Here is an 18814-nt window from a genome sequence, read left to right on the forward strand (position 1 = left end):
GGCTACGTTGTCCGGCATGACAGCACTCGGAGCCGTTGCCTGGCCGCCTGAACCGATACGCACCGGACGGCTCGTGCTGCGCGAGTCGCGGGCCGGGGACCGTGCGGCGTTCGTCGAGTTGTTCGCGTCGCCTCAGGTGCGTGCCCATCTCGGTGGCGCTCGCCCGCGGGAGGAGCTGGAGCGGGAGGTGCCGCCGGTGCCCGGGCGGCGGCCGGGGGTGTTCGTGGTGGAGCTCGGCGGGGCGATGATCGGCACGGTCACCATCGAGCGGCGTGCCGCGGAGCGGCCGGGGCACATCCGGCCCGAGGGCGGTGAGGCCGAGATCGGCTACATGCTGCTGCCGGAGGCGTGGGGGCGGGGCTACGCCGCGGAGGCGTGCACAGCCGTTCTGGAGTGGTTCGCCGGAGTACGCCCGGGAGAGCCGGTGCTGCTGTGCACGCAGACGGCCAACGAGCGCTCGCTGCGTCTCGCCGGGAAGCTGGGATTCACCGAGGTCGAACGCTTCCAGGAGTGGGGGGCCGAGCAATGGCTGGGGGTCCGGTCGCCCGCCGAGGGCACCCGCTGAGCGTGCACCGGGGCGCCGACGTATTCTTCGGGTTTCAACCGCTTGCCGGATGCGCGAAGCGGCCCACTACCAGGATCCCGCACTGAACACCAACTCTTTGTCAGCCAAAGCGAGTTGACCGCCAAGCGGCATTTTTCGCCCATACCGCCAGGGCCGGCCGGCCGGTGCCGTCATCGGGCTGCCACGAGGCGTGAGCAGGAGCGGTATGGTCCCTGCCGAATGCCACCAGCACATGCGCAAGCCGCAGGTCGGTGGCGGCACGACCGTGCCGCCTCGAACCCGCACCTCGCCGCTCCCCCGCTGCTGCACGCCCTCGTCCGGGACCAGGAGATCCATGTCGCGCGCCCTCGCCGCCGTCCGTCCAGCCGAGTCGTCGGTCTCCGCGTGCCCGGCGGGGAGACGCTCCCGGGCGACGCTGCGTTAGGGCGGTTCGCAGGTGACCGGCCGTGTCAGGACGTTCGCCGCACAGCCGCCGCAGGCGCGCGGTGCCGGGGCCACGGGCGCCGGAGGCGGGCAGGCGGCCGGCCGCGCGCGCCGGGTCCGTCCGGCCGCGCGCGTCCGGGCCCGGCTTCCGCTCTCCCCCAGCCCACCGGCCCAGGCCCGCCCACGATCCCCGCACTCCGACGGCTTCCCCCTCTCGTGAGGACCTGATGATCGAACTCATAGTGACCGCCGCCGCGTTGCCGGCGCTGGCCGGCGCCGGAACCGCCTGGCACTTTTGGCGCAAAAGCGATCGCGCCGAGCGTCAGGCCGAGTTGTTGCGCGGCCACAACGACCGGCTCACCCAGCAACTCGTCGCCGCCGAGCAGTGCGTGGGGCATCTGGCGGCCACCGTGGTTCCGGCGGCCGTGAGCGACGGCCGGTCCCGTGGCGGGCAGGGCGCCGGGCTCGTCGTACCGCCGCATCTGGACGGCACTCCGCTCGCCGAGCATCTGCGTGCCCTGCCGGGTGCGGTGACCGCCGCGGTGCAGGAGGTCAGGGCGCAGGAGCGCGCGGCCGCCGTCCGTGCCGCCGAGGAGGCCCGTCAGGAGGCCGAGCTCCAGGTCGAGAAGGTGCGGCAGGAGTCGGTGGGGGTGGCGCGGGCCGCGGTGCGCGGCTTCGCCAACAACGTGGTGGCCCGTGCGGCGCGGCTGGGCCGGGCGGTCAGCCAGGGTGTGCGGCGGCACGTCTCGGACGAGGCGTACGCGACGCTCGTGGAGATCGACCATCTGGCGCAGCAGATGCTGCTGACCGCCTCGGGGTACGCCGTCCTGGCCGGTGACAAGCTCTCCCGGCGCTGGCCCGCCACCACGCTGACCGACATCGTGCAGGCGGCCATGGGCCGGATCGAGGGGTACGAGCGGATCAAGCACCCGGAGATGGGGTCCGTGGCGGTCGAGGGACGCGCGGTGGAGGCCGTGGTGCACACCCTCGCGGTGCTGCTGGACAACGCCCTGCGCTACTCGCCGCCGTCGGCGAGTGTGCACGTCTCCCTGGAGCAGGGGCACCACGCCTGCTTCCTGATCGTCGACGACGCCGGGCTGCGCATGGACGACGAGCGCCTGCTGTGGGCGAGCGACGTGATGTCCGGCAAGCAGCGCGACGACATCACCCGCCTGGGCGCCCACCCCCAGACCGGGTTGCGGGTGGCCTCCGTGCTGGCGGAGGACTACGGCTTCCGGGTGGAGCTGACCGCGCCGAACATCTACCAGGGCACGCGCGCCATGCTCGTCCTGCCGAAGCATCTGCTGACCTCTCCGGCTCCGGCGGCCCCGGCCGCATCCGCCTCCCGCTCCGCCTCGCCGGACGCCCCGGGCTCCGGTGCGCAGGGGGCCGTGGACTCCGCCTCGCAGGCGGTGGCCGGTTCCTCCTCCCCCGCTGCCGCCGGGGCGATTGCCGGTGCCACCGAACGGCCCGCAACCGCCGCCACGTCCGGGGACGGAGCCGGGCCGGCCGCGGAGCCGCCGGCCAGGACGGCCAGCGGGCTGACCGTGCGCAAGCGCTCCAAGGCGCCGGCGGTGCCGCGGAGCACATCGGCCGAACCTCCCGCCGCCGGGCCGGGCCGTCCCGCGATCGCCGCGGCGTGGGCCGAGGGGACGCGCCGCGGCCGCAGGGACGAGACCTCCCAGACGCCCGCCGGACACGACGCCGCACACGACGAAGGAAACTGACCGTGCAAGACACACACTCCAACAGCCTGGGCTGGCTGCTCGACCAGGAACTCGGCACCGTCGAGGGCGTCCGCTACGCGGTACTGATGAGCAGCGACGGGCTGCTGAAGGCCCGCACCGAGACGATCAGTCAGGACGACGGGGAGAAGTTCGCCGCGCTCACGGCGGCGCTGCGGGCCGCGGGCAAGGCCTGGGACGAGTTCACCGGCGGTCAGGGCATGCGCCAGCTGCTGATCGAGTCGGTCGGCTGCATCGGCCTGACGACCACCGCGGCGAAGAACACCATGCTCTCGGTGTGCACCACAGGACCGGACGCCGATGTGGGCCTGATCTCCCATCACATGGTGCGGCTCGCCACCCGGGTGGGGCACGAGCTGGGTGTCGCCGACCGGGTGCCGGCCGCGGAAGGCGGCTCACCGGCATGACGGGGCCGCGGCGTGACCCCGACATGGTCAGGCCCTATGTCCGCACCGGCGGTCAGGTCCGTGCCCGTGACGACGTCCGTCCGGAGAGCGTGGTCGTCGCCGCGAACGCGCCCACCGAGGGTCTGAGTCCGGACGCCCGCCGGGTGATGCGTCTGTTCGCCGGGGCGGGCGGCGGCCTGGCCGTCGCCGACATCGCCGCCGCGCTGGAGCTGCCGCCGTCGACGGTGCGCATCCTCGTCTCCTCGCTGATGGACTCCGGCCACCTGGCCGCCCCGGTCGCGGCGGCCGGCCATCAGCCCGACTTCGACCTGCTGCAGGAGGTGCTCCGTGGACTCCGCTCCATGGTCTGACCCGCCCGTCACCTACGTCCCGTCCACGGTGACGCGGTCGGCCAAGATCGTCGTCGCGGGCGGCTTCGGCGTCGGCAAGACCACGCTCATCGGCAGCGTGTCGGAGGTGAAGCCGCTGCGGATGGAGGAACCGATCACCCAGGCCAGCGTCGGGGTGGACGATCTGCGCGGCACTCCGGAGAAGACCACGACCACCGTGGCGATGGATTTCGGCCGCATCCACATGGCCGGCGGCCGGCTGGCGCTGTATCTCTTCGGGCTGCCCGGGCAGGCGCGCTTCCAGCCGCTGTGGGAGGACCTCACCGAGGGCGCGCTGGGCTGCCTGGTCCTCGCCGACACCCGTGACCTGGACGCCTCCCACGACGCGCTGGGCCTGCTGGAGACCTGCGGCGTGCCGTACGCGGTGGCCATCAACGCCTTCCCGGACGCGCCGAGTTACCCCGAGGCCGAGCTGCGTGAGGCTCTCGCCCTGGATCCCGGCACTCCCCTGACGGTCTGTGACGCCCGCGACCGCACCTCGTCCCTGCACGCCCTGATCACGCTCACCGAGTACCTCTCCGAGCGTCGCTCGGCCGCCCTTCTGGAGTCCCGACCATGACGATGCCTTCCGCCGCGTCCGCGCCGGCCGGTGAACCGGAGCGAATCGCCCTGTACTCCCCGGAGTTCGCCGCCGACCCGCACGCCATGTACCGGCGCATGCGCATGACTCACGGTCCGCTCGTCCCGGTGGATCTCGCTCCCGGGGTGCCGGCGACCCTGGTGATCGGCTACTACCAGGCGCGCCGCATCCTCAACGATCCGCTGCACTTCCCCGCCGACCCGCGGGCCTGGGAGAAGCTGATACCCACGTCGTGTCCGGTCCGGCCGATGATGGAGTGGCGTCCCAACGCGCTGCGCTCCAGCGGCGCCGAGCACGCCCGCTACCGGGCGGCGAACACCTCCGCCATCGACGCGGTCGACCAGCACCAGCTGCGGGCCCTGGTGGAGAAGATCGCCTCCGGCGCCATCGCCGGCTTCCGGGCGACCGGTGAGGCGGATCTGCTGACGCAGTACTCGTTCCCCATCGCCTTCCAGGTGCTGAGCGCGCTGCTCGGCTGCCCGGACGAGATCGGCCGGCGCATCGCCGACGGCATGGCGAGGATCTTCGAGACCACGGACGCCGAGCGCGGCAACGAGATCCTCAGCCAGGCCGTCCTGGACCTGGTGGCGCTGCGCCGGCGGGAGCCCGGCGACGACATCACCTCCCGGCTGATCGCGCACTCGGCGCGCCTCGACGACGTGGAGATGAGCCATCAGCTGGTCACGCTCTACGGCGCGGGCATCGAGCCGCTGACCAACCTGATCAGCAACACCATCCTGAAGATCCTCACCGACGAGGACTTCTCCGCCGATCTGCACGCCGGGCTGTCCACGGTGCGCGACGCCCTGGACGCCGTGCTGTACACCGACCCGCCGATGGCGAACTACTGCATCTCCTATCCGCCGTATCCGATCGACGTGGACGGGGTGCTGCTGCCGGCCGATCAGCCGGTGGTGATCTCCATGGCGGCCGCCAACAACGATCCGGCGCTCACCGCGGGGGTGCCGGAGGGCCGGCTGACCGGCAACCGGGCGCATCTCGCCTGGAGCGCCGGCCCGCACACCTGCCCCGCCCGCTCGCACGCCTACCTCATCGCGGAGACCGCGATCACGTATCTGCTCGACGCGCTGCCCGAGACCGACCTCGCCTGCCCGGCCGGCGAACTCACCTGGCGCCCGGGCCCGTTCCACCGGGCCCTGGAGTCGCTGCCCGTCATCTTTCCCGCCGCACGTACAGGAGTGCCGTCATGACCCAGCAGCCGCCGCTCGTCCTCGACCCCGCCGGTGCCGACCACCACGCCGAGCACCGCGCCCTGCACGCCCGCGGCCCCGCCAGCCGGGTGGACGTACTCGGTGTCCAGGCCTGGTCGGTGAGCGATCCTGCGCTGCTCAAACAGCTGCTGACCAGCCCGGACGTGTCCAAGGACGCCCGCGCGCACTGGCCCGGCTACGAGCAGGCGGTCGCCACCTGGCCGCTGGCGCTGTGGGTCGCGGTGGAGAACATGTTCACCGCGTACGGACCCGGCCACCGCAGGCTGCGCCGGCTGGTGGCGCCTGCCTTCAGCTCCCGCCGGATCGACGCCATGCGGCCGGCCGTCGAGAAGATGGTGACGGACCTGGTGGAGCGGCTGGCGTCGCTGCCGGAGCAGGAGCCGGTCGATCTGCGCCAGGAGCTGGCCTACCCGCTGCCCATCGGGGTGATCGGGCACCTGATGGGCGTGCCGGAGAGCCGCCGGGCGAACTTCCGTGCCGTCGTGGACGGGGTCTTCGACACCACGCTGAGCCAGGAGGAGGCGCAGGCCAACACGGCCCGCCTGTACGCGCATCTGGACGAACTGATCGAAGCCAAGCGGAGCGAGCCGGGGGACGACATGACGTCCCTGCTGATCGCCGCGCGGGACGACGAGAGCGACGGCGCCCGCCTGTCGCCGACCGAGCTGCGCGACACCCTGCTGCTGATGATCAGCGCCGGATACGAGACCACAGTCAACGTCATCGACCAGGCGGTGTGCACGCTGCTGACCCGCCCCGACCAGCTGGAGCTGGTCCGCGAGGGAACGGTCACCTGGAACGACGTGGTGGAGGAGACGCTGCGGCACGAGCCGGCCGTCAAGCACCTGCCGCTCCGGTACGCGGTCAACGACATCCCGCTGCCCGGCGGGCAGACCATCGCGCGCGGCGAGGCGATCCTCGCCTCCTACGCCGCCGCCAACCGTCACCCCGACTGGCACGACGACCCCGACACCTTCGACGCGACCCGCACGGTCAAGGACCACCTCGCGTTCGGGCACGGCGTGCACTTCTGCCTGGGCGCCCCGCTGGCCCGCCTGGAGGTCGCCCTGGTCCTCGAGCACCTCTTCGACCGCTTCCCGGACATCCGCCTCGCCGTACCGGCCGAGGAGCTCCAGCCCCTCGGCTCGCTCATCAGCAACGGGCACCAGAGCCTTCCGGTGCATCTGCGCTGAGCGGCGACCGCCGAAGCGAGCACGCGCCGCCGCCCGCCGACCGGGTGGCGGCGCGTGCTCGTTCCGTCCCTGGTCGTCCCGCCCCGGCCTGCGGACATCCCCACCTCCGGCGTGCGGCTCACCCCAGGAACGGCCGGGTGGCCGCCGCACCGCCGTCCGGGGGGTGGCTCCATGGTCCGGCACCATCCCTGCTCCGTACGGTCGTTCGGACCGGGCGGTGCGGCAGGCGTCGCCGTCCGCATCACCGACGTCCACCCACCTCACGGAGTCGCCGCATGTCCTTGACCGCCGAGACCGCGCCGGCCCGCCCGAAGAGCGCACCGCTCCCACCTGAGCGGGGCAGCGAGTTCACGCCGCTGCTGCGCGACATCAAGGAGCGGGGGCTGCTCGGCCGGCGCACCGGCTGGTACGCGCGCACGATCCTGGTCAACGCGCTCTGCCTGGCCGCCGTCGTCACCGCCATGGCGCTGCTCGGCGGTTCGTGGTGGGTGCTCGCGCTGGCTCCCGTCCTCTCCGTCCTGTGCGCCCGCACGGCCTTCATCGGCCACGACGCGGGACACGCGCAGATCAGCGACGCCCGGGCCACCAACCGCCGCATCGGGCTCCTCCACGGCAATCTGCTGCTCGGCATGAGCTACGCCTGGTGGAACGACAAGCACAACCGGCACCACGCCAACCCGAACCACATCGGCAAGGACCCGGACGTCGCCGCCGACGTGCTCGTCTTCACCGGCGAGCAGGCCGCCGGACGGACCGGTTTCCGGGGCTGGCTCACCCGGCACCAGGCCTGGCTGTTCTTCCCGCTCACGCTCCTGGAGGGCCTGGCGCTGAAGGTGTCCGGGGTGCGGCACGTGCGGCGGATGCGGGGCCGTGAGCGCCTGGGGGAGGGCGCGCTCCTCGCCGCTCATGTCGCGCTCTGTCTCACGCTGCTCCTGACCACCATGCCGCTCGCGCAGGCGCTCGCCTTCGCCGCGCTGCACCAAGCCCTGTTCGGGCTGCATCTGGGCATGGCCTTCGCGCCCAACCACAAGGGCATGGAGATGCCCGACCCGGACGGCGAGAAGTGGGGCCATCTGCGCCGCCAGGTGCTCACCTCGCGCAACATCCGGGGCGGCGCCCTCACCGACTGGTTCCTCGGCGGCCTGAACTACCAGATCGAGCACCACCTGTTCCCCAGCATGCCCCGCCCGCATCTCCGGCTCGCCCAGACCCGGGTGAAGGCGCACTGCCGGGATCTGGGCATCCCCTACGCCGAGACCGGTCTGCTCGACTCCTATCGTCAGGCGCTGCGCCACATGCACGAGGTGGGTGAGCCGCTGCGGGCCGGCAGCCGCTGAACCGCCGTGCGGCTGGCCGGCGTCGGGTGATGTGCGCCGGTGTGCGCAGGGAAGTGCGGTGCCGGGAGCTGCTTCTTGACGCGGCCCGGTGCCGGGCGGAGCGTGCCTCATGCTGTTTCGCTCCCCGGTGACGCAGAACAACGCCGTCGCGCGGCGCATGCGTGGCTTCTTCCAGCGGCTGCCGTCCGGTCTCGGCGATCCCCGTGCCGTCGCCGTGGAGTACGGCCGGTATCTGTGGGATGCCGGGGCCGGCCGGCCGGTCGATCAGAAGAAGCTCTCCCGATCCCGCTTCTCCGTAGGGCTGTCCGTCGACGAGACGGAGCTGGCGGACCTCACCAAGCGCGCCACGCTCATCTCCGACACGCTGCTGCTGACGCACCGGGACCGCTCGGGACATCCCGCGGTCCCCGAGCGCCAGAGCGGCTGTCCCGCGCACCCCGGGGCCGGGGTCACACCACCGCAGCGGATCGGTCCGATAGCCGGCCGGTCTCGCGGGTACCCGCGGTCGCGGAGAGAGGAGTTCTGGTATGAGCACTGTCAAGGAGACCGTGGAGGTCGAGGTCCCGGTGGGGACCGCGTACAACCAGTGGACCCTGTTCGAGGAGTTCCCGCACTTCATGGAGGGGGTGGAGGAGGTCAGGCAGGTCGACGACCGCCACAATCACTGGACCACGAAGATCGGCGGCGTGCGGCGGGAGTTCGACACGGAGATCGTCGACCAGCTTCCCGACGAGCGGATCACCTGGCGCACCACGAGCGGTGACGTGCAGCAGAAGGGCACGGTCCGCTTCCAGCGGGTGGACGACACCCACACGCGGGTGGAGCTGGTGATGGACGTCGAGCCGGGCGGGATGGCCGAGAAGGCCGCGGACATGACGGGGATGATCGACCGGCGCATCAAGGGCGACATGCAGCGCTTCAAGGAGTTCATCGAGAAACAGGGTGGTGAGTCCGGGGGCTGGCGGGGCCGTGTCGCGCCCGGCGGCTGAGCGCTCACGGCGGGCACACGCGCGGTGCGGGCGGGTCCAGACGACCCGGCCCGCACCGTCGTGCGCGGGCGAGGCGGTCGTGCCGCAACGGCCCGGTACACGGCGGGAGCCGGTGCGCCGGGCATTGACGCCCCTGCGGTCTGCTGGTTGAGTGGCTGAGCCACTGAGCCAATAACCCCGAGGGGAGACGCACGTGGAGCCACTGCCGCGGGAGACCATCGTCGACGTCCTGGAGGAACGACTGCGGGAGGACATCCTCACCGGGCGTCATCCGGCGGGGAGTTATCTGCCGCCCGAACGGACGCTGGCCGACGGCTACGGCGTCACCCGCACCACCCTCAAGCACGCCTTCGGGCGTCTGGTGCAGGCCGGGCTGCTGGAGACGCGCCACGGAGTCGGCACCCGGGTGCTGGACTATCTGCGGTTCGGCCGGGCCGACCTGCTGCCCATGCTGGTGCGGCACAGCCCCGACTGGATCGGTGAGGTCTTCGAAGTGCGGCGGCACATCGGCGCGTTGATCGCCGAGCGGGCCGCCGCCCGGGCGACCGGGCGGCAGTGTGCCGAGCTGCGCGAGCTGCTGGCGGAGGTGGCGCAGGCGGAGACGGCCGACGCGGTGCAGCTCGCCGACATCGAGGTGCACCGGGCGCTGGCGCGGGCCACCGGCAACCGCGTCTACGTCCTGCTGACCAACACGCTGTTCAACGCGTATCTGCCGCTGCGCTCCTCGCTCGTCGCCCCGTTCACGGACGCGCGGGTGGCGCACGGGCGGCTCGCGCCGGTGGTGGAGGCGGTCGCCGCGGGCGACACGGCCGCGGCCCGGCGTGCGGCCGAGGAGTATCTGACGACCACCGAGCGGATCATGCTGGAGGGGATGTCATGAGCGCGCCCATGGGAAACGGGGGTGCGTCCGGCGCACTCGACGGGGACGCCGAGTCGGCAGACGGGACGGCCGCCGGCGTCGCACCCGGCACGGACGTCCCCGGCGCCGCACGCGGCACCGGATTCAGCGAGACCATGCTCGGCACGCTGCGACTGGACGGGGACCGCCGGCCGCGCCGCGTCCGCCTCGATCTCGACGTCGTGGCGGACCGGGTGCTGCGCGTACTCGGCACGACCGCGGCCCGCGCCACCGGCCGGATACGGATCGAGGACTGGGCCGACGACCGGGGCGCCGAGGGCGAGCTGGAGATCTCACCGCTCGCCCGGCGCCGCATCCGCTACCGCATCCGCTTCACCGCAGGAGGCCGGCGGCTGCTGCTCGACGGCTGGAAGTCGGTGACCCCGCTCCGTCCCGTGGCCTCGATGACCACGCTGCCGTACACGCTGTACGAGGACGGCGCGCGGATGGGCACCGGCACCCTGCGCTTCCCCCTGACCACCCAGCTCGTGCCGTTCCTGTCGAGCTTCCGCTTCCCGCGCCGGGCGAGGCCCGGAGCGCTCCTGGAGCCCCGCTGGAAGGGTGAGGCGGGCCGTACCGAGGTCTGGTACACCACGGTCACCGATCCGAGGACCGGGACGGGACTGTGGCTGCATCACGAACTCGTCGCGCCCGCCGACGGATCCGCGCCCTACGCGCACGGCTGGGTGGCGCTCTTCCCCGCGGACGGGCCCGTGCGGCACGCCCGCTTCGGACCCGGCCGCTGGCCCGGCGAGCGGACCGGCTTCCGGTCCGACGCCGTGACCGTGCGGCCCGGACGGCTCACCGGCAGCGCCGAGGACGGCGCACTGGCCTGGGAGCTGACCGAACGGCCGCTGGACGGGCCGTTGTTCACCTTCCCCCGCTGGTCGTGGCGCCGGCCGCTGCTGCCCGCGGCTCAGATCCTGCCCGCCGCGCGGGCCTCGTACGACGGGACGGTCACCGTCGACGGGACCACGCTGTCGCTGTCCGGAGCGCCGGGAGCCTCCGCCCGGATCTACGGCCACGGCAACGCCCGTCGCTGGGCCTGGCTGCACGCGGACCTCGGTGACGGGGACGTGCTGGAGGTCGTCGCGGCCGTCTCCATGCGGCCGGGGCTGCGCCGGCTGCCGCCCCTGGTCTTCCTGCGGCTGCGCCGGGGCGGCCGCACCTGGCCGCGCCGCCCGGAGCGGACCGCCGTCGGCTGGGCGGGCGCGGGGCGTTTCCGCGCCGACGTGGGCCTCCCCGGCTGGTCGGTCACCGGCCGCGCGGGGCTGCGCCGGATCCGCGTCGAGGTCCACCAGCCCGCCGAGCGCACGCTCGCCCTGGAGTACACCGACCCCGACGGCTCGCGGGCGACCTGCCGCAACAGTGAACGCGCCGACGCCCATGTGCTGCTGGAGCGCTGGTGGTTCGGCGGCTGGCGCACCGAGGCCGAGTGGCGGCTCGACGGCACCGCGCACGCGGAGGTGGGCACCCGATGAGCCTCACCGGGATGGTGGCCGCGCTCGTCGCCGACGACGGCACCGCCGACTGGCCCGCCCGGGTGCCCGCGCGGCTCGAGTCGTTCCTGGCCTCGCTCCCCCGCCCGGCCCGGGCCGGGATGCGGGCGGCGGCCCGCGCTCTGGACGCCTACGCGGTGGCACGCACCGGGCGCACCCTCGCCGCGCTGAGCCCCGGCGAGCGGGAGTCGCTGCTCGCCGGGCTGGGGCGGCGGCCCGGCCTCGTCCCGCTTCTCGACGTGCTCAAGGTTCCGGTACTGCTGGCGTCCGGGACCGAGCACATGCTCGAGCGGCAGGGCCTGCCGCGGGTCGCGGCACCGCCGGATCCGCCGCTCGACTGCACCCCCGCGCACGCGTGGCCGGCCAGGTCCACCGCGGACGCGGTGGTCGTCGGCTCCGGCGCGGGCGGTGCCATGGCCGCGCGGACCCTCGCGCGGGCCGGGCTGAGGGTGGTCGTCGTGGAGGAGGGACGGCACCACTCCACCCGGTCCTTCGCCGCCCGACCGCCGCTCGAGCGCTTCGCGGAGCTGTACCGGGACGGCGGAGCCACGGTCGCCCTCGGCGATCCGCCGCTGCTGCTGCCGGTGGGCCGGGCGGTGGGCGGGACCACGGTCGTCAACTCCGGTACGTGCTACCGCACTCCGGACCATGTGCGCACCCGCTGGAGCAGCGAGTTCGGGTTCGTGGCGGCGGACGGTCTCGACGAGCACCTCGACGACGCCGAACACACCCTGCGGGTGGCTTCCCAGCCGCTCGACGTGCTCGGCGACAACGGTCGTCTGGCGCTGGACGGTTCCCGCAGGCTCGGCTGGCGCGCGGCGCCGCTGCGCCGCAACGCCCCCGGCTGCAAGGGCTCCTGCCAGTGCGTGGTGGGCTGCCCGACCGGAGCCAAGCAGAGCGTGCAGCTGTCCGTGCTGCCCGCCGCCTGCGCCGCGGGTGCCCGGATCCTGACCGAGGCGCGGGTGGACCGCATCCTCGTCGACGCGGACCGCCCGGGAGGGCCGAGGGCGGCCGGGGTGCGCGTAGGCCGCGCGGGCGGCGGCCTCGAGATCCTCGCGCCCCTCGTCGTGGTCGCCGCGGGCGCCCTGCACACGCCGCCGCTGCTGCGCCGGTCCGGGCTCGGCCGCCATCCGTACCTGGGGCGCAACCTCAGCGTCCACCCGGCCACCAGCGTCGCCGGGCGCTTCGCCGAGCCGGTCACCGCGTGGCGGGGCGTGCTGCAGAGCGTCGGTGTGGAGGAGCACCATCACGCCGGGGTCCTCATCGAGGCCACGGCCACCCCGCCCGGCATGGGGTCCTTCGTGCTGCCTGGCCTGGGCAGGGAGCTGCGCCGGGAGCTGGAGGGCGCCGACCGGCTGGCCACGCTCGGCGCCATGATCGCCGACCTGCCCTCGGGCCGGGTGCTGGGCCGTGGCCGCCCGCTGCTCCGCTACGACCTGCACCCTCGGGACACCGGCCGGCTGATGCACGCGGTGCGCTCCATGGGGGAACTGCTGTTCGCGGCGGGCGCCGAGGAGGTGCTCACCGGGATCGCCTCCCGGCCCCGGGTGCGCAGTCTCGCCGAACTCGACACCCTGCTCTCCGGTGCGAGCGCGCGGCAGCTGCATCTGTCGGCCTACCACCCGACCGGCACGGTCGCCGCGGGCGGCGACCCGCAGCGCAGTCCCGCCGACCCGCTGGGGCGGCTGCGGGGTGTGCGGGGTGTGCTCGTCGCCGACGCGTCGGTGCTGCCCAGCTGCCCCGAGGTCAACCCGCAGCTGAGCATCATGGCGGCTGCCTCGGCGGTGGCCCGCGCGCATGTGGAGCGGTGACGCCCCGGCCGGCCACCGGGTCCGGGTGTGAGCGGGTCCCTCCGCGCCGGGTACGAGCCGGGTCCGTCCCGGACCGGGTGTGAGGCGTGCGGGGCGGGTGTGACGTCGTCGCACGCCGTCGGTGTCCGGACGGGGATCACCGGCGGCATGCGGAGCGGTGCGGGCGGGCGCGTGATCGAAGCAGGGCGGACGCCGGGGGCGGGCACTTGGTGACGCGATCGACTCCCGGCAGGGAGGCTGAACGGCGGCCTGCTGGGAACACGGGAGGCGACCGCCGCCCGGGGTGGCGGTGACCGCCGGCAGGGGAGATGAGGACATGGCAGATCCGGACGACCGGCGAACGGCCGGCGGGCCTGTTTCCCCGCTGCCCGCCGCACCTCCCGAGGGGGCGCTGGACGCCATCGGCACGGGCGCCTACGTCGTCGACGAGCAGGGCCACATCCTCGCGGTCAACGATCACGCCGTGGCGCTGCTGGCCCGGTCGCGGGAGGAGATCCTCGGCCGGGACGCGCACGATCTGCTGCACCGGGACGGCCACGGGCAGCCCCTGCCGACGAGCCGCTGCACCATGCGTCCGCCCTTCCAGGAGGGGCGCACCGCCCAGGGCCACGGCGAGTACCTGGAACGCGGAGACCACACCCTGCTCCCCGTCTCCTGGCTGCTCACCCCGTACGACCTCGGCGGCCGGGGCCCCGGCACACTGGTGCTCTTCCACACCGGGCCGGAGCCCAGGGCCGGGTCCCGGCCGCGGGACACGGAACTGCCCATGCCGGAGCTGGACCGGCTCGCGCTGCTGGCCGAGACCACCACCCGGCTGTCCTCCACGCTCGACGTCGACGAGGCGACCCACCGGCTGGTGGAGCTGGTGGTGCCGCGCCTGGCGGACTGGGCCGTGATCGACCTGATCACCGAGTGGGACGAGGTGTGGCGCACCCTCGTGGTGCACGCCGACGGCGACAAGCTGGTGCGGCACGAGGAGCTGGAGGGCCCGATGCCGCCGGTCCCGCAGGAGTCGCAGATGCCCCTGTCCAGGGCTCTGCGCGGGGTGGCGTCCACGCTCGCCGGCCCGCACACCTACCAGGTGACCCCGGACTCCGGCATCGCGGTCGAGCAGCGGCGGCTGTTCGAGGTCACCGGCATGCACTCGGCGGCCATCGCACCCATCCGCAGCACCCGTGAGGTGCTGGGCGCCCTGACCCTGGGCCGCGCCCGGCAGCCCGAGGAGTTCACCGCCGACGGGCTGCCCCTGCTGGAGGACATCGCCCGCCGCGCAGGACTGGCCCTGGACAACGCCCGCCTCTACCAGCGCCAGCGCAAGGTCGCGGAAACCATGCAGAACCACCTGCTGCCCCAGATGCCGCGCGTCCCCGGGCTGGAGATGACGGTGCGCTACGTGCCCGCGCCGGACGCCTCGCACGTCGGCGGCGACTGGTACGACGCCTTCTCCCTGCCCGGCGGCGCGACGGCGCTGGCCGTCGGCGACGTGGTGGGCCACGATCTGGAGGCCGCCTCCGGCATGGCGCAGCTGCGCAACATGCTCCGCGCCTACGCCTGGGGCATCGAGGAACCCCCCAGCCGGATCGCCACCCGGCTGGACGAGGCGATCCTGCACATCACCGACGTCAGCATGGCCACGATGATCTTCGCCCGGGTGGAGTCGGGCGGGGACGACAGCTGGCGGCTGTCGTGGACCAACGCGGGCCATCCCCCGCCCCTGCTGGTCAGTCACGACGGCATGGCCGGGTTCCTGACCGAGGGGCACGGGCTCCTGCTGGGCACGGGTGCGAATCTGCCGCGCACCGACGCGAGCGCCGTGCTGCGGCCCGGCTCCACCCTGGTGCTCTACACCGACGGACTGATCGAGGAGCCGGGCCGCACACTGGACGACGGTCTGCACCGGCTGCGCCGGCACGCCGCCTCCCTGGCCCACCGCCGCCTGCCGTCCTTCGCCGACCAGCTGCTGCGCCGGGTCAGGCCCGTCGCCAACGACGACGACGTGGCCCTGCTGGTGCTGCGGGTGCCCGCATGGTCCCGGCGGCGTCGGTGACCGGAAATCCGGCGGCAGACGGCGGCCCCGCCCGCTAACGTCGGCCGGTATGACTCCTTCTCTCGAACGCCCTCCCTTCCAGGCCGACGAGCGCACCGCCCTGGTGGGCTGGCTGGACCTGCAACGGCAGATCCTGCGCTGGAAGTGCGAGGGGCTCAGCGAGGCGGACGCGCACCGCTCCGTTCTCCCGACCTCACCGCTGATGACGATGGCCGGGCTCATATGCCATATGCGGTGGGTCGAGCACAGCTGGTTCGAGGTGCTGTTCCTCGGCGGGGACCGGACCGTCAACCCGGCCCTCGACCAGAAGGCGCCGGAGGACGCCGACTGGGACACCGGGGGCCGCACGCTGAAGGAGCTGCTCGCCGACTACGAGGCGCAGTGCGCCCGCAGCAACGAGATCGTGGCCACCGCCTCCCTGGACGACGTGGGCCGCCACCCCGGGTTCCGCTCCGCCAGGGCCGATCTGCGCTGGATGCTGATTCATCTCATCGAGGAGACCGGACGGCACGCCGGTCACGCCGACATCGTCCGCGAACTGCTCGACGGATCGAAGGGCTACTACTGACGGGCATGACGATCGACCTGGGCGTGCCGGGTCCCGGCGGACTCGCCGGGACGGTGGGCGTGTTGCGCGACCGGCAGAGCGACGAGGCGTTGATCCAGCTGCTCCCGGGCGACGTGGGCTGGTTCTGGCGTCTCGGTGCGGCCAGGACCACCGCGGCGCTGCGCACGTGGCGGCGCGGCGGGCGGGTGCGCGCGGCCGGTCTGCTGGACGGCGAACGGCTGCTGCGCCTGGCGACCGCGCCGGAGGCCCGGCGGGACGAGGAGCCGGCCCGGCGGATGGCCGCCGACATCACCGCGCCGGCGCGCGGGGTGCTGCCCGCGGGACGGGCCAACGTCGAGGCGCCCGCCGGTTCTCCGGTCCAGGAGCTGCTGACGGGGAGCGGCCGGCCGACCGACGAGCCCTGGACGCCGCTGCGCCGGGCCTCGGCGCACCGGTGCCCGCACCGGCCGTGCGGATCGAGGTGGTGGGACCGGAACGGGCCGCGGTGCGGGCCGCCCCGTGCCGCGGGCCTCGTTTCGACGGGGCGACGTTCTCCGAGGGGCACTGGCACGCGATGGCGTCCGGCGCCGCCCACCGGGACGCCCGGTGCCTGGCCGGGTACGACGACGAGGGCGCGGCGGTGGCCGTGGTGACGGTGTGGCCGGCCGGTGAGGGCAGACCTGGGCTGATCGAACCGATGGGGGTGCACCGGGGACGCGGCCACGGCACGGCGATCACGGTCGCGGCGGTGGCAGCGCGGCGCGAGTTGGGCTCGTCCAGCGCGCTGGTCTGCACGCAGAGCGCCAACCTGGCGGCCGTGGCCCCTACCGGGCGGCGGGCTTCCGGCCGTGCCCCGAGGTCAACGACCGGTACCGGCAGCGCTGATGCGCCCTGACACCGGTGAACCCCGGCCATGGCAGCCGGGGTTCACCTCTGTCCGGCGGCGGAGGGCTCAGCAGCCGCCGCAGTTGTAGTACGTGACGTCCCAGTGGTTGCCCTCGTCGGCGTAGACGTTGCCGGATGCGGAACGCCACTGCGGGGCCCCGTCACCGCGCACGCCGATGTAGGTGAAGGTGTTCTTGACGTAGTTGCCGACGCAGGTGTTCTTGCTGAAGTCCAGCTTGTAGCCGTTCCAGTGCGAGTACGTGCCGGAGGCGTGGCCGGTCTCCGTGCCGCCGGTGATGTTCAGCGCGCAGCCGCTGGCCCGCTTGAGGGTCTGGGCGCCCTGGGCGGTGGCCAGGTTGAGCTGCTCGAAGGATGTGCAGGTGGGGGTGTTGCGGTCGGAGCAGTTGCCCGAGGACGACCAGGTGATGCCGGCCTCGCGGAACATCGAGGTGGCCTGGGAGTGGCTGATCTTCGTGACGGCGAAGGCGTCGCCGGCGGTGCCCATGACGACGGCGCCGGGGGCCACGACCAGGGAGAGGACGGTCACGATTGACCTGAACCTGACAGCCGTGGGGGATTTGGGATGTTTCACGTTTAACCTCCTGCGAATGCCGTGTGGGGGTTGACCGTGCAGGTGGTGCTGGGTGTTGCGAGGCCGTGCCGGCGGTGCGGGGCGCACCGGGAGTGCCGGCCGTGCAGGGAGATGATGCCGGGGTCTACGCGCGTTGGCCAGAGGGCGGGCGTCCCGGCAGCTCGTCGGTGAGACGGGTGGCCAGGCGGTAGATCACCTCGATGTCCCGGTACTCGTGGCCGGCCACGACCGAGTCGGGCAGGTTGACCCGCCGGCTGCGGGACACCGAGTCGCGCTCGCCCGTGCCGGAGAAGGTCACCTCGGTGAGGGGCTGCTCGTCGATGCGGAGGCGGTCGCCGCGGACGGTGGCGTCGAAGGAGATGTCCGGCTCAGGGCCGGCCGTTCATGGCGGATCGGCGGGCTCCTCCGGGGGGCGGCGGCGGACGGGCCGCTTGGCTCCGGCCGACCGCCGTTTGGCGGTGCGCGAGGCGGGGGCCGGCTTCTTCGCGGTACCGGCCGCCGCATCCTGTGCGGTGCCGCCCGCCTCCTCCGCGGTGTCGCCCGCGGTCCGGGAGGCCCGGCCGCCGCTGCCCTCCGCCGTGCGTGCGGCCCGGCCCCCGGTCTCCCCCGCGGTGCGAGCGGCGCGGCCTCCGGCCTCCTCCGCGCTGCGTCCGGCCCGGCCTCCGGCCTCCTCAGCGGTGCGAGCGGCCCGGCTGCCGGCCTCCTCCGCCACGCGTCCCGCCCGGCCTCCGGCCTCCTCGACCGTCTCCCCGGCACTGCCGCCTACGTCCTCCACGGTGCGCCCGGCGCTCTCACCGGCCTCCTCGACGGCGCGACCGGCGCCCTCCGCCGCACGCCCGGCACCGGCGCCTGCCTCCTCGACAGCGCCCCCGGCAGCACTGCCCACATCCTCGACGGCCTCCCCGGCACCACTGCCCACGTCCTCCACGGCCTCCCCGGCACCACTGCCCACGTCCTCCACGGCCTCCCCGGCACCACGGCCGACCTCCTCCACGGCCTCCCCGGCACCACGGCCGACCTCCTCCACAGCTCCCCCGGCACCGCGCCCGACGTCCTCCACGGCACTGCCCGCTCCCCTGCCGACCTCCTGCACCGCTCCCCCGGCGCCCTCGCCGACGTCCTCGACGGCCCGCCCCGTGCCCGTGCCGATCTCGCGGACCGCCTCGCGGGCACCACCGCCCACCTCCTCCACCGCGGCGCCGATGCCGCGGGTCAGGTGCTCGAGCATCTGGGGGTTGCGGTCGAGCGTGGTCAGCACGCGGTCCACGATCCGGGCGACGTTGTCCAGACGCACCCTGAGCTGGGCCTGCGCCTCCACCCCGGCGATGCGCAGATGGACCCTGCCCAGGCTGACGTCGGCGCCCACGCTCAGCCGCAGCAGGTCCAGCACCTCCGCCTTGAGCGAGACATGCGCCCGCAGGTCCTGGACCTCCAGGTCGATCTCCTCGACCTGGAGCTTGGGCACGTCCAGGAAGACGTCGGGTGTCGTGGCGTCGTCCCCGTAGCCGTTGCGGTCGCCGTAACCGCTGTCGTAGCCGTCGGCGCCGGCTTCCTCGTACTCCTCGGCGTCGCCCTCGTAGACCTCGGTGTCCTCGGGGTTCTTCTCGGCATTCTCGGCGTTCTCGGCGTCGTCCTGCATCGCTGCGCCTCCGTATGCCCGCGCGGCCGGTGCGCG

General features: G+C 73.8%; 17 protein-coding genes and 1 pseudogene. 15 read left to right on the top strand and 3 right to left on the bottom strand.

What is annotated here, in order from left to right:
- Positions 1 to 16: 16 nt before the first annotated feature.
- The 15 genes and pseudogenes from HCJ93_RS05725 to HCJ93_RS05795 all read left to right on the top strand — a co-directional run bounded on the left by HCJ93_RS05725 (position 17) and on the right by HCJ93_RS05795 (position 16547).
- Positions 17 to 565 carry a GNAT family N-acetyltransferase gene (locus HCJ93_RS05725; protein WP_167991679.1) on the top strand — a complete coding sequence of 183 codons (549 nt, stop codon included), beginning with the start codon at positions 17 to 19 and terminating at the stop codon, positions 563 to 565.
- A 650-nt stretch (positions 566 to 1215) separates the two neighbouring features.
- Complete coding sequence (locus tag HCJ93_RS05730; RefSeq protein ID WP_167991680.1) at positions 1216 to 2715, top strand: ATP-binding protein; 1500 nt, start codon at positions 1216 to 1218, stop codon at positions 2713 to 2715.
- 2 nt (positions 2716 to 2717) lie between these two features.
- Positions 2718 to 3140: a roadblock/LC7 domain-containing protein gene (locus HCJ93_RS05735; protein ID WP_167991682.1), complete on the top strand. Its 423-nt coding sequence runs from the start codon at positions 2718 to 2720 to the stop codon at positions 3138 to 3140.
- Positions 3137 to 3490, top strand: coding sequence for a DUF742 domain-containing protein (locus tag HCJ93_RS05740; protein WP_167991684.1), 354 nt, complete (start codon positions 3137 to 3139; stop codon positions 3488 to 3490). Before HCJ93_RS05735 ends, HCJ93_RS05740 begins: the two co-directional genes overlap by 4 nt.
- Positions 3468 to 4088, top strand: a complete 621-nt coding sequence (locus HCJ93_RS05745) for a GTP-binding protein (protein ID WP_167991686.1) — start codon at positions 3468 to 3470, stop codon at positions 4086 to 4088. The genes HCJ93_RS05740 and HCJ93_RS05745 overlap by 23 nt, the downstream gene beginning before the upstream one ends.
- Positions 4085 to 5320, top strand: a complete 1236-nt coding sequence (locus tag HCJ93_RS05750; protein ID WP_167991687.1) for a cytochrome P450 — start codon at positions 4085 to 4087, stop codon at positions 5318 to 5320. Before HCJ93_RS05745 ends, HCJ93_RS05750 begins: the two co-directional genes overlap by 4 nt.
- Complete coding sequence (locus HCJ93_RS05755) at positions 5317 to 6534, top strand: cytochrome P450 family protein (RefSeq protein ID WP_167991689.1); 1218 nt, start codon at positions 5317 to 5319, stop codon at positions 6532 to 6534. The genes HCJ93_RS05750 and HCJ93_RS05755 overlap by 4 nt, the downstream gene beginning before the upstream one ends.
- A 275-nt stretch (positions 6535 to 6809) precedes the next feature.
- On the top strand, positions 6810 to 7871 hold the full coding sequence (locus HCJ93_RS05760; RefSeq protein WP_167991691.1) for an acyl-CoA desaturase: 1062 nt from the start codon (positions 6810 to 6812) through the stop codon (positions 7869 to 7871).
- 527 nt (positions 7872 to 8398) lie between these two features.
- Positions 8399 to 8860 (top strand): SRPBCC family protein, encoded by a 462-nt coding sequence (locus HCJ93_RS05765; protein ID WP_167991692.1) that lies wholly within the window; start codon positions 8399 to 8401, stop codon positions 8858 to 8860.
- Between the two features lie 193 nt (positions 8861 to 9053).
- Positions 9054 to 9740: a FadR/GntR family transcriptional regulator gene (locus tag HCJ93_RS05770; RefSeq protein WP_167991694.1), complete on the top strand. Its 687-nt coding sequence runs from the start codon at positions 9054 to 9056 to the stop codon at positions 9738 to 9740.
- Complete coding sequence (locus tag HCJ93_RS05775) at positions 9737 to 11239, top strand: tocopherol cyclase family protein (RefSeq protein ID WP_240967459.1); 1503 nt, start codon at positions 9737 to 9739, stop codon at positions 11237 to 11239. The genes HCJ93_RS05770 and HCJ93_RS05775 overlap by 4 nt, the downstream gene beginning before the upstream one ends.
- The gene (locus tag HCJ93_RS05780; protein ID WP_167991696.1) at positions 11236 to 13068 is read left to right on the top strand and encodes a GMC family oxidoreductase; all 1833 of its coding nucleotides are present in this window, start codon (positions 11236 to 11238) and stop codon (positions 13066 to 13068) included. Before HCJ93_RS05775 ends, HCJ93_RS05780 begins: the two co-directional genes overlap by 4 nt.
- 316 nt (positions 13069 to 13384) lie before the next feature.
- Positions 13385 to 15115 (top strand): SpoIIE family protein phosphatase, encoded by a 1731-nt coding sequence (locus tag HCJ93_RS05785; protein WP_167991698.1) that lies wholly within the window; start codon positions 13385 to 13387, stop codon positions 15113 to 15115.
- Positions 15116 to 15164: 49 nt separating this feature from the next.
- Positions 15165 to 15683, top strand: a complete 519-nt coding sequence (locus tag HCJ93_RS05790) for a DinB family protein (RefSeq protein ID WP_167991699.1) — start codon at positions 15165 to 15167, stop codon at positions 15681 to 15683.
- Positions 15684 to 15688: 5 nt separating this feature from the next.
- Positions 15689 to 16547: pseudogene (locus tag HCJ93_RS05795) on the top strand (GNAT family N-acetyltransferase).
- 67 nt (positions 16548 to 16614) lie between these two features.
- On the opposite strand, the gene HCJ93_RS05800 reads toward HCJ93_RS05795, so the two are convergent.
- From HCJ93_RS05800 to HCJ93_RS30095, 3 genes are all read right to left on the bottom strand, one after another.
- Positions 16615 to 17052, bottom strand: coding sequence for a hypothetical protein (locus tag HCJ93_RS05800; RefSeq protein WP_240967465.1), 438 nt, complete (start codon positions 17050 to 17052; stop codon positions 16615 to 16617).
- A gap of 211 nt (positions 17053 to 17263) precedes the next feature.
- Positions 17264 to 17437, bottom strand: a complete 174-nt coding sequence (locus HCJ93_RS05805; RefSeq protein WP_206317012.1) for a hypothetical protein — start codon at positions 17435 to 17437, stop codon at positions 17264 to 17266.
- An 84-nt stretch (positions 17438 to 17521) separates the two neighbouring features.
- A complete protein-coding gene (locus tag HCJ93_RS30095) occupies positions 17522 to 18778 on the bottom strand; it encodes a hypothetical protein (RefSeq protein ID WP_373563557.1) in 1257 nt (418 codons plus the stop codon).
- Positions 18779 to 18814: the final 36 nt, after the last annotated feature.

The organism is Streptomyces composti, from assembly GCF_012034205.1.
GTDB lineage: Bacteria > Actinomycetota > Actinomycetes > Streptomycetales > Streptomycetaceae > Streptomyces > Streptomyces composti.

Bases quoted from the DNA above. Each gene is read 5' to 3' on its own strand.
- HCJ93_RS05725 (WP_167991679.1), top strand. From the start codon at position 17: ATGACAGCACTCGGAGCCGTTGCCTGGCCGCCTGAACCGATACGCACC.
- HCJ93_RS05730 (WP_167991680.1), top strand. From the start codon at position 1,216: ATGATCGAACTCATAGTGACCGCCGCCGCGTTGCCGGCGCTGGCCGGC.
- HCJ93_RS05740 (WP_167991684.1), top strand. From the start codon at position 3,137: ATGACGGGGCCGCGGCGTGACCCCGACATGGTCAGGCCCTATGTCCGC.
- HCJ93_RS05750 (WP_167991687.1), top strand. From the start codon at position 4,085: ATGACGATGCCTTCCGCCGCGTCCGCGCCGGCCGGTGAACCGGAGCGA.
- HCJ93_RS05755 (WP_167991689.1), top strand. From the start codon at position 5,317: ATGACCCAGCAGCCGCCGCTCGTCCTCGACCCCGCCGGTGCCGACCAC.
- HCJ93_RS05760 (WP_167991691.1), top strand. From the start codon at position 6,810: ATGTCCTTGACCGCCGAGACCGCGCCGGCCCGCCCGAAGAGCGCACCG.
- HCJ93_RS05765 (WP_167991692.1), top strand. From the start codon at position 8,399: ATGAGCACTGTCAAGGAGACCGTGGAGGTCGAGGTCCCGGTGGGGACC.
- HCJ93_RS05775 (WP_240967459.1), top strand. From the start codon at position 9,737: ATGAGCGCGCCCATGGGAAACGGGGGTGCGTCCGGCGCACTCGACGGG.
- HCJ93_RS05780 (WP_167991696.1), top strand. From the start codon at position 11,236: ATGAGCCTCACCGGGATGGTGGCCGCGCTCGTCGCCGACGACGGCACC.
- HCJ93_RS05785 (WP_167991698.1), top strand. From the start codon at position 13,385: ATGGCAGATCCGGACGACCGGCGAACGGCCGGCGGGCCTGTTTCCCCG.
- HCJ93_RS05790 (WP_167991699.1), top strand. From the start codon at position 15,165: ATGACTCCTTCTCTCGAACGCCCTCCCTTCCAGGCCGACGAGCGCACC.
- HCJ93_RS05800 (WP_240967465.1), bottom strand. From the start codon at position 17,052: ATGGGCACCGCCGGCGACGCCTTCGCCGTCACGAAGATCAGCCACTCC.
- HCJ93_RS30095 (WP_373563557.1), bottom strand. From the start codon at position 18,778: ATGCAGGACGACGCCGAGAACGCCGAGAATGCCGAGAAGAACCCCGAG.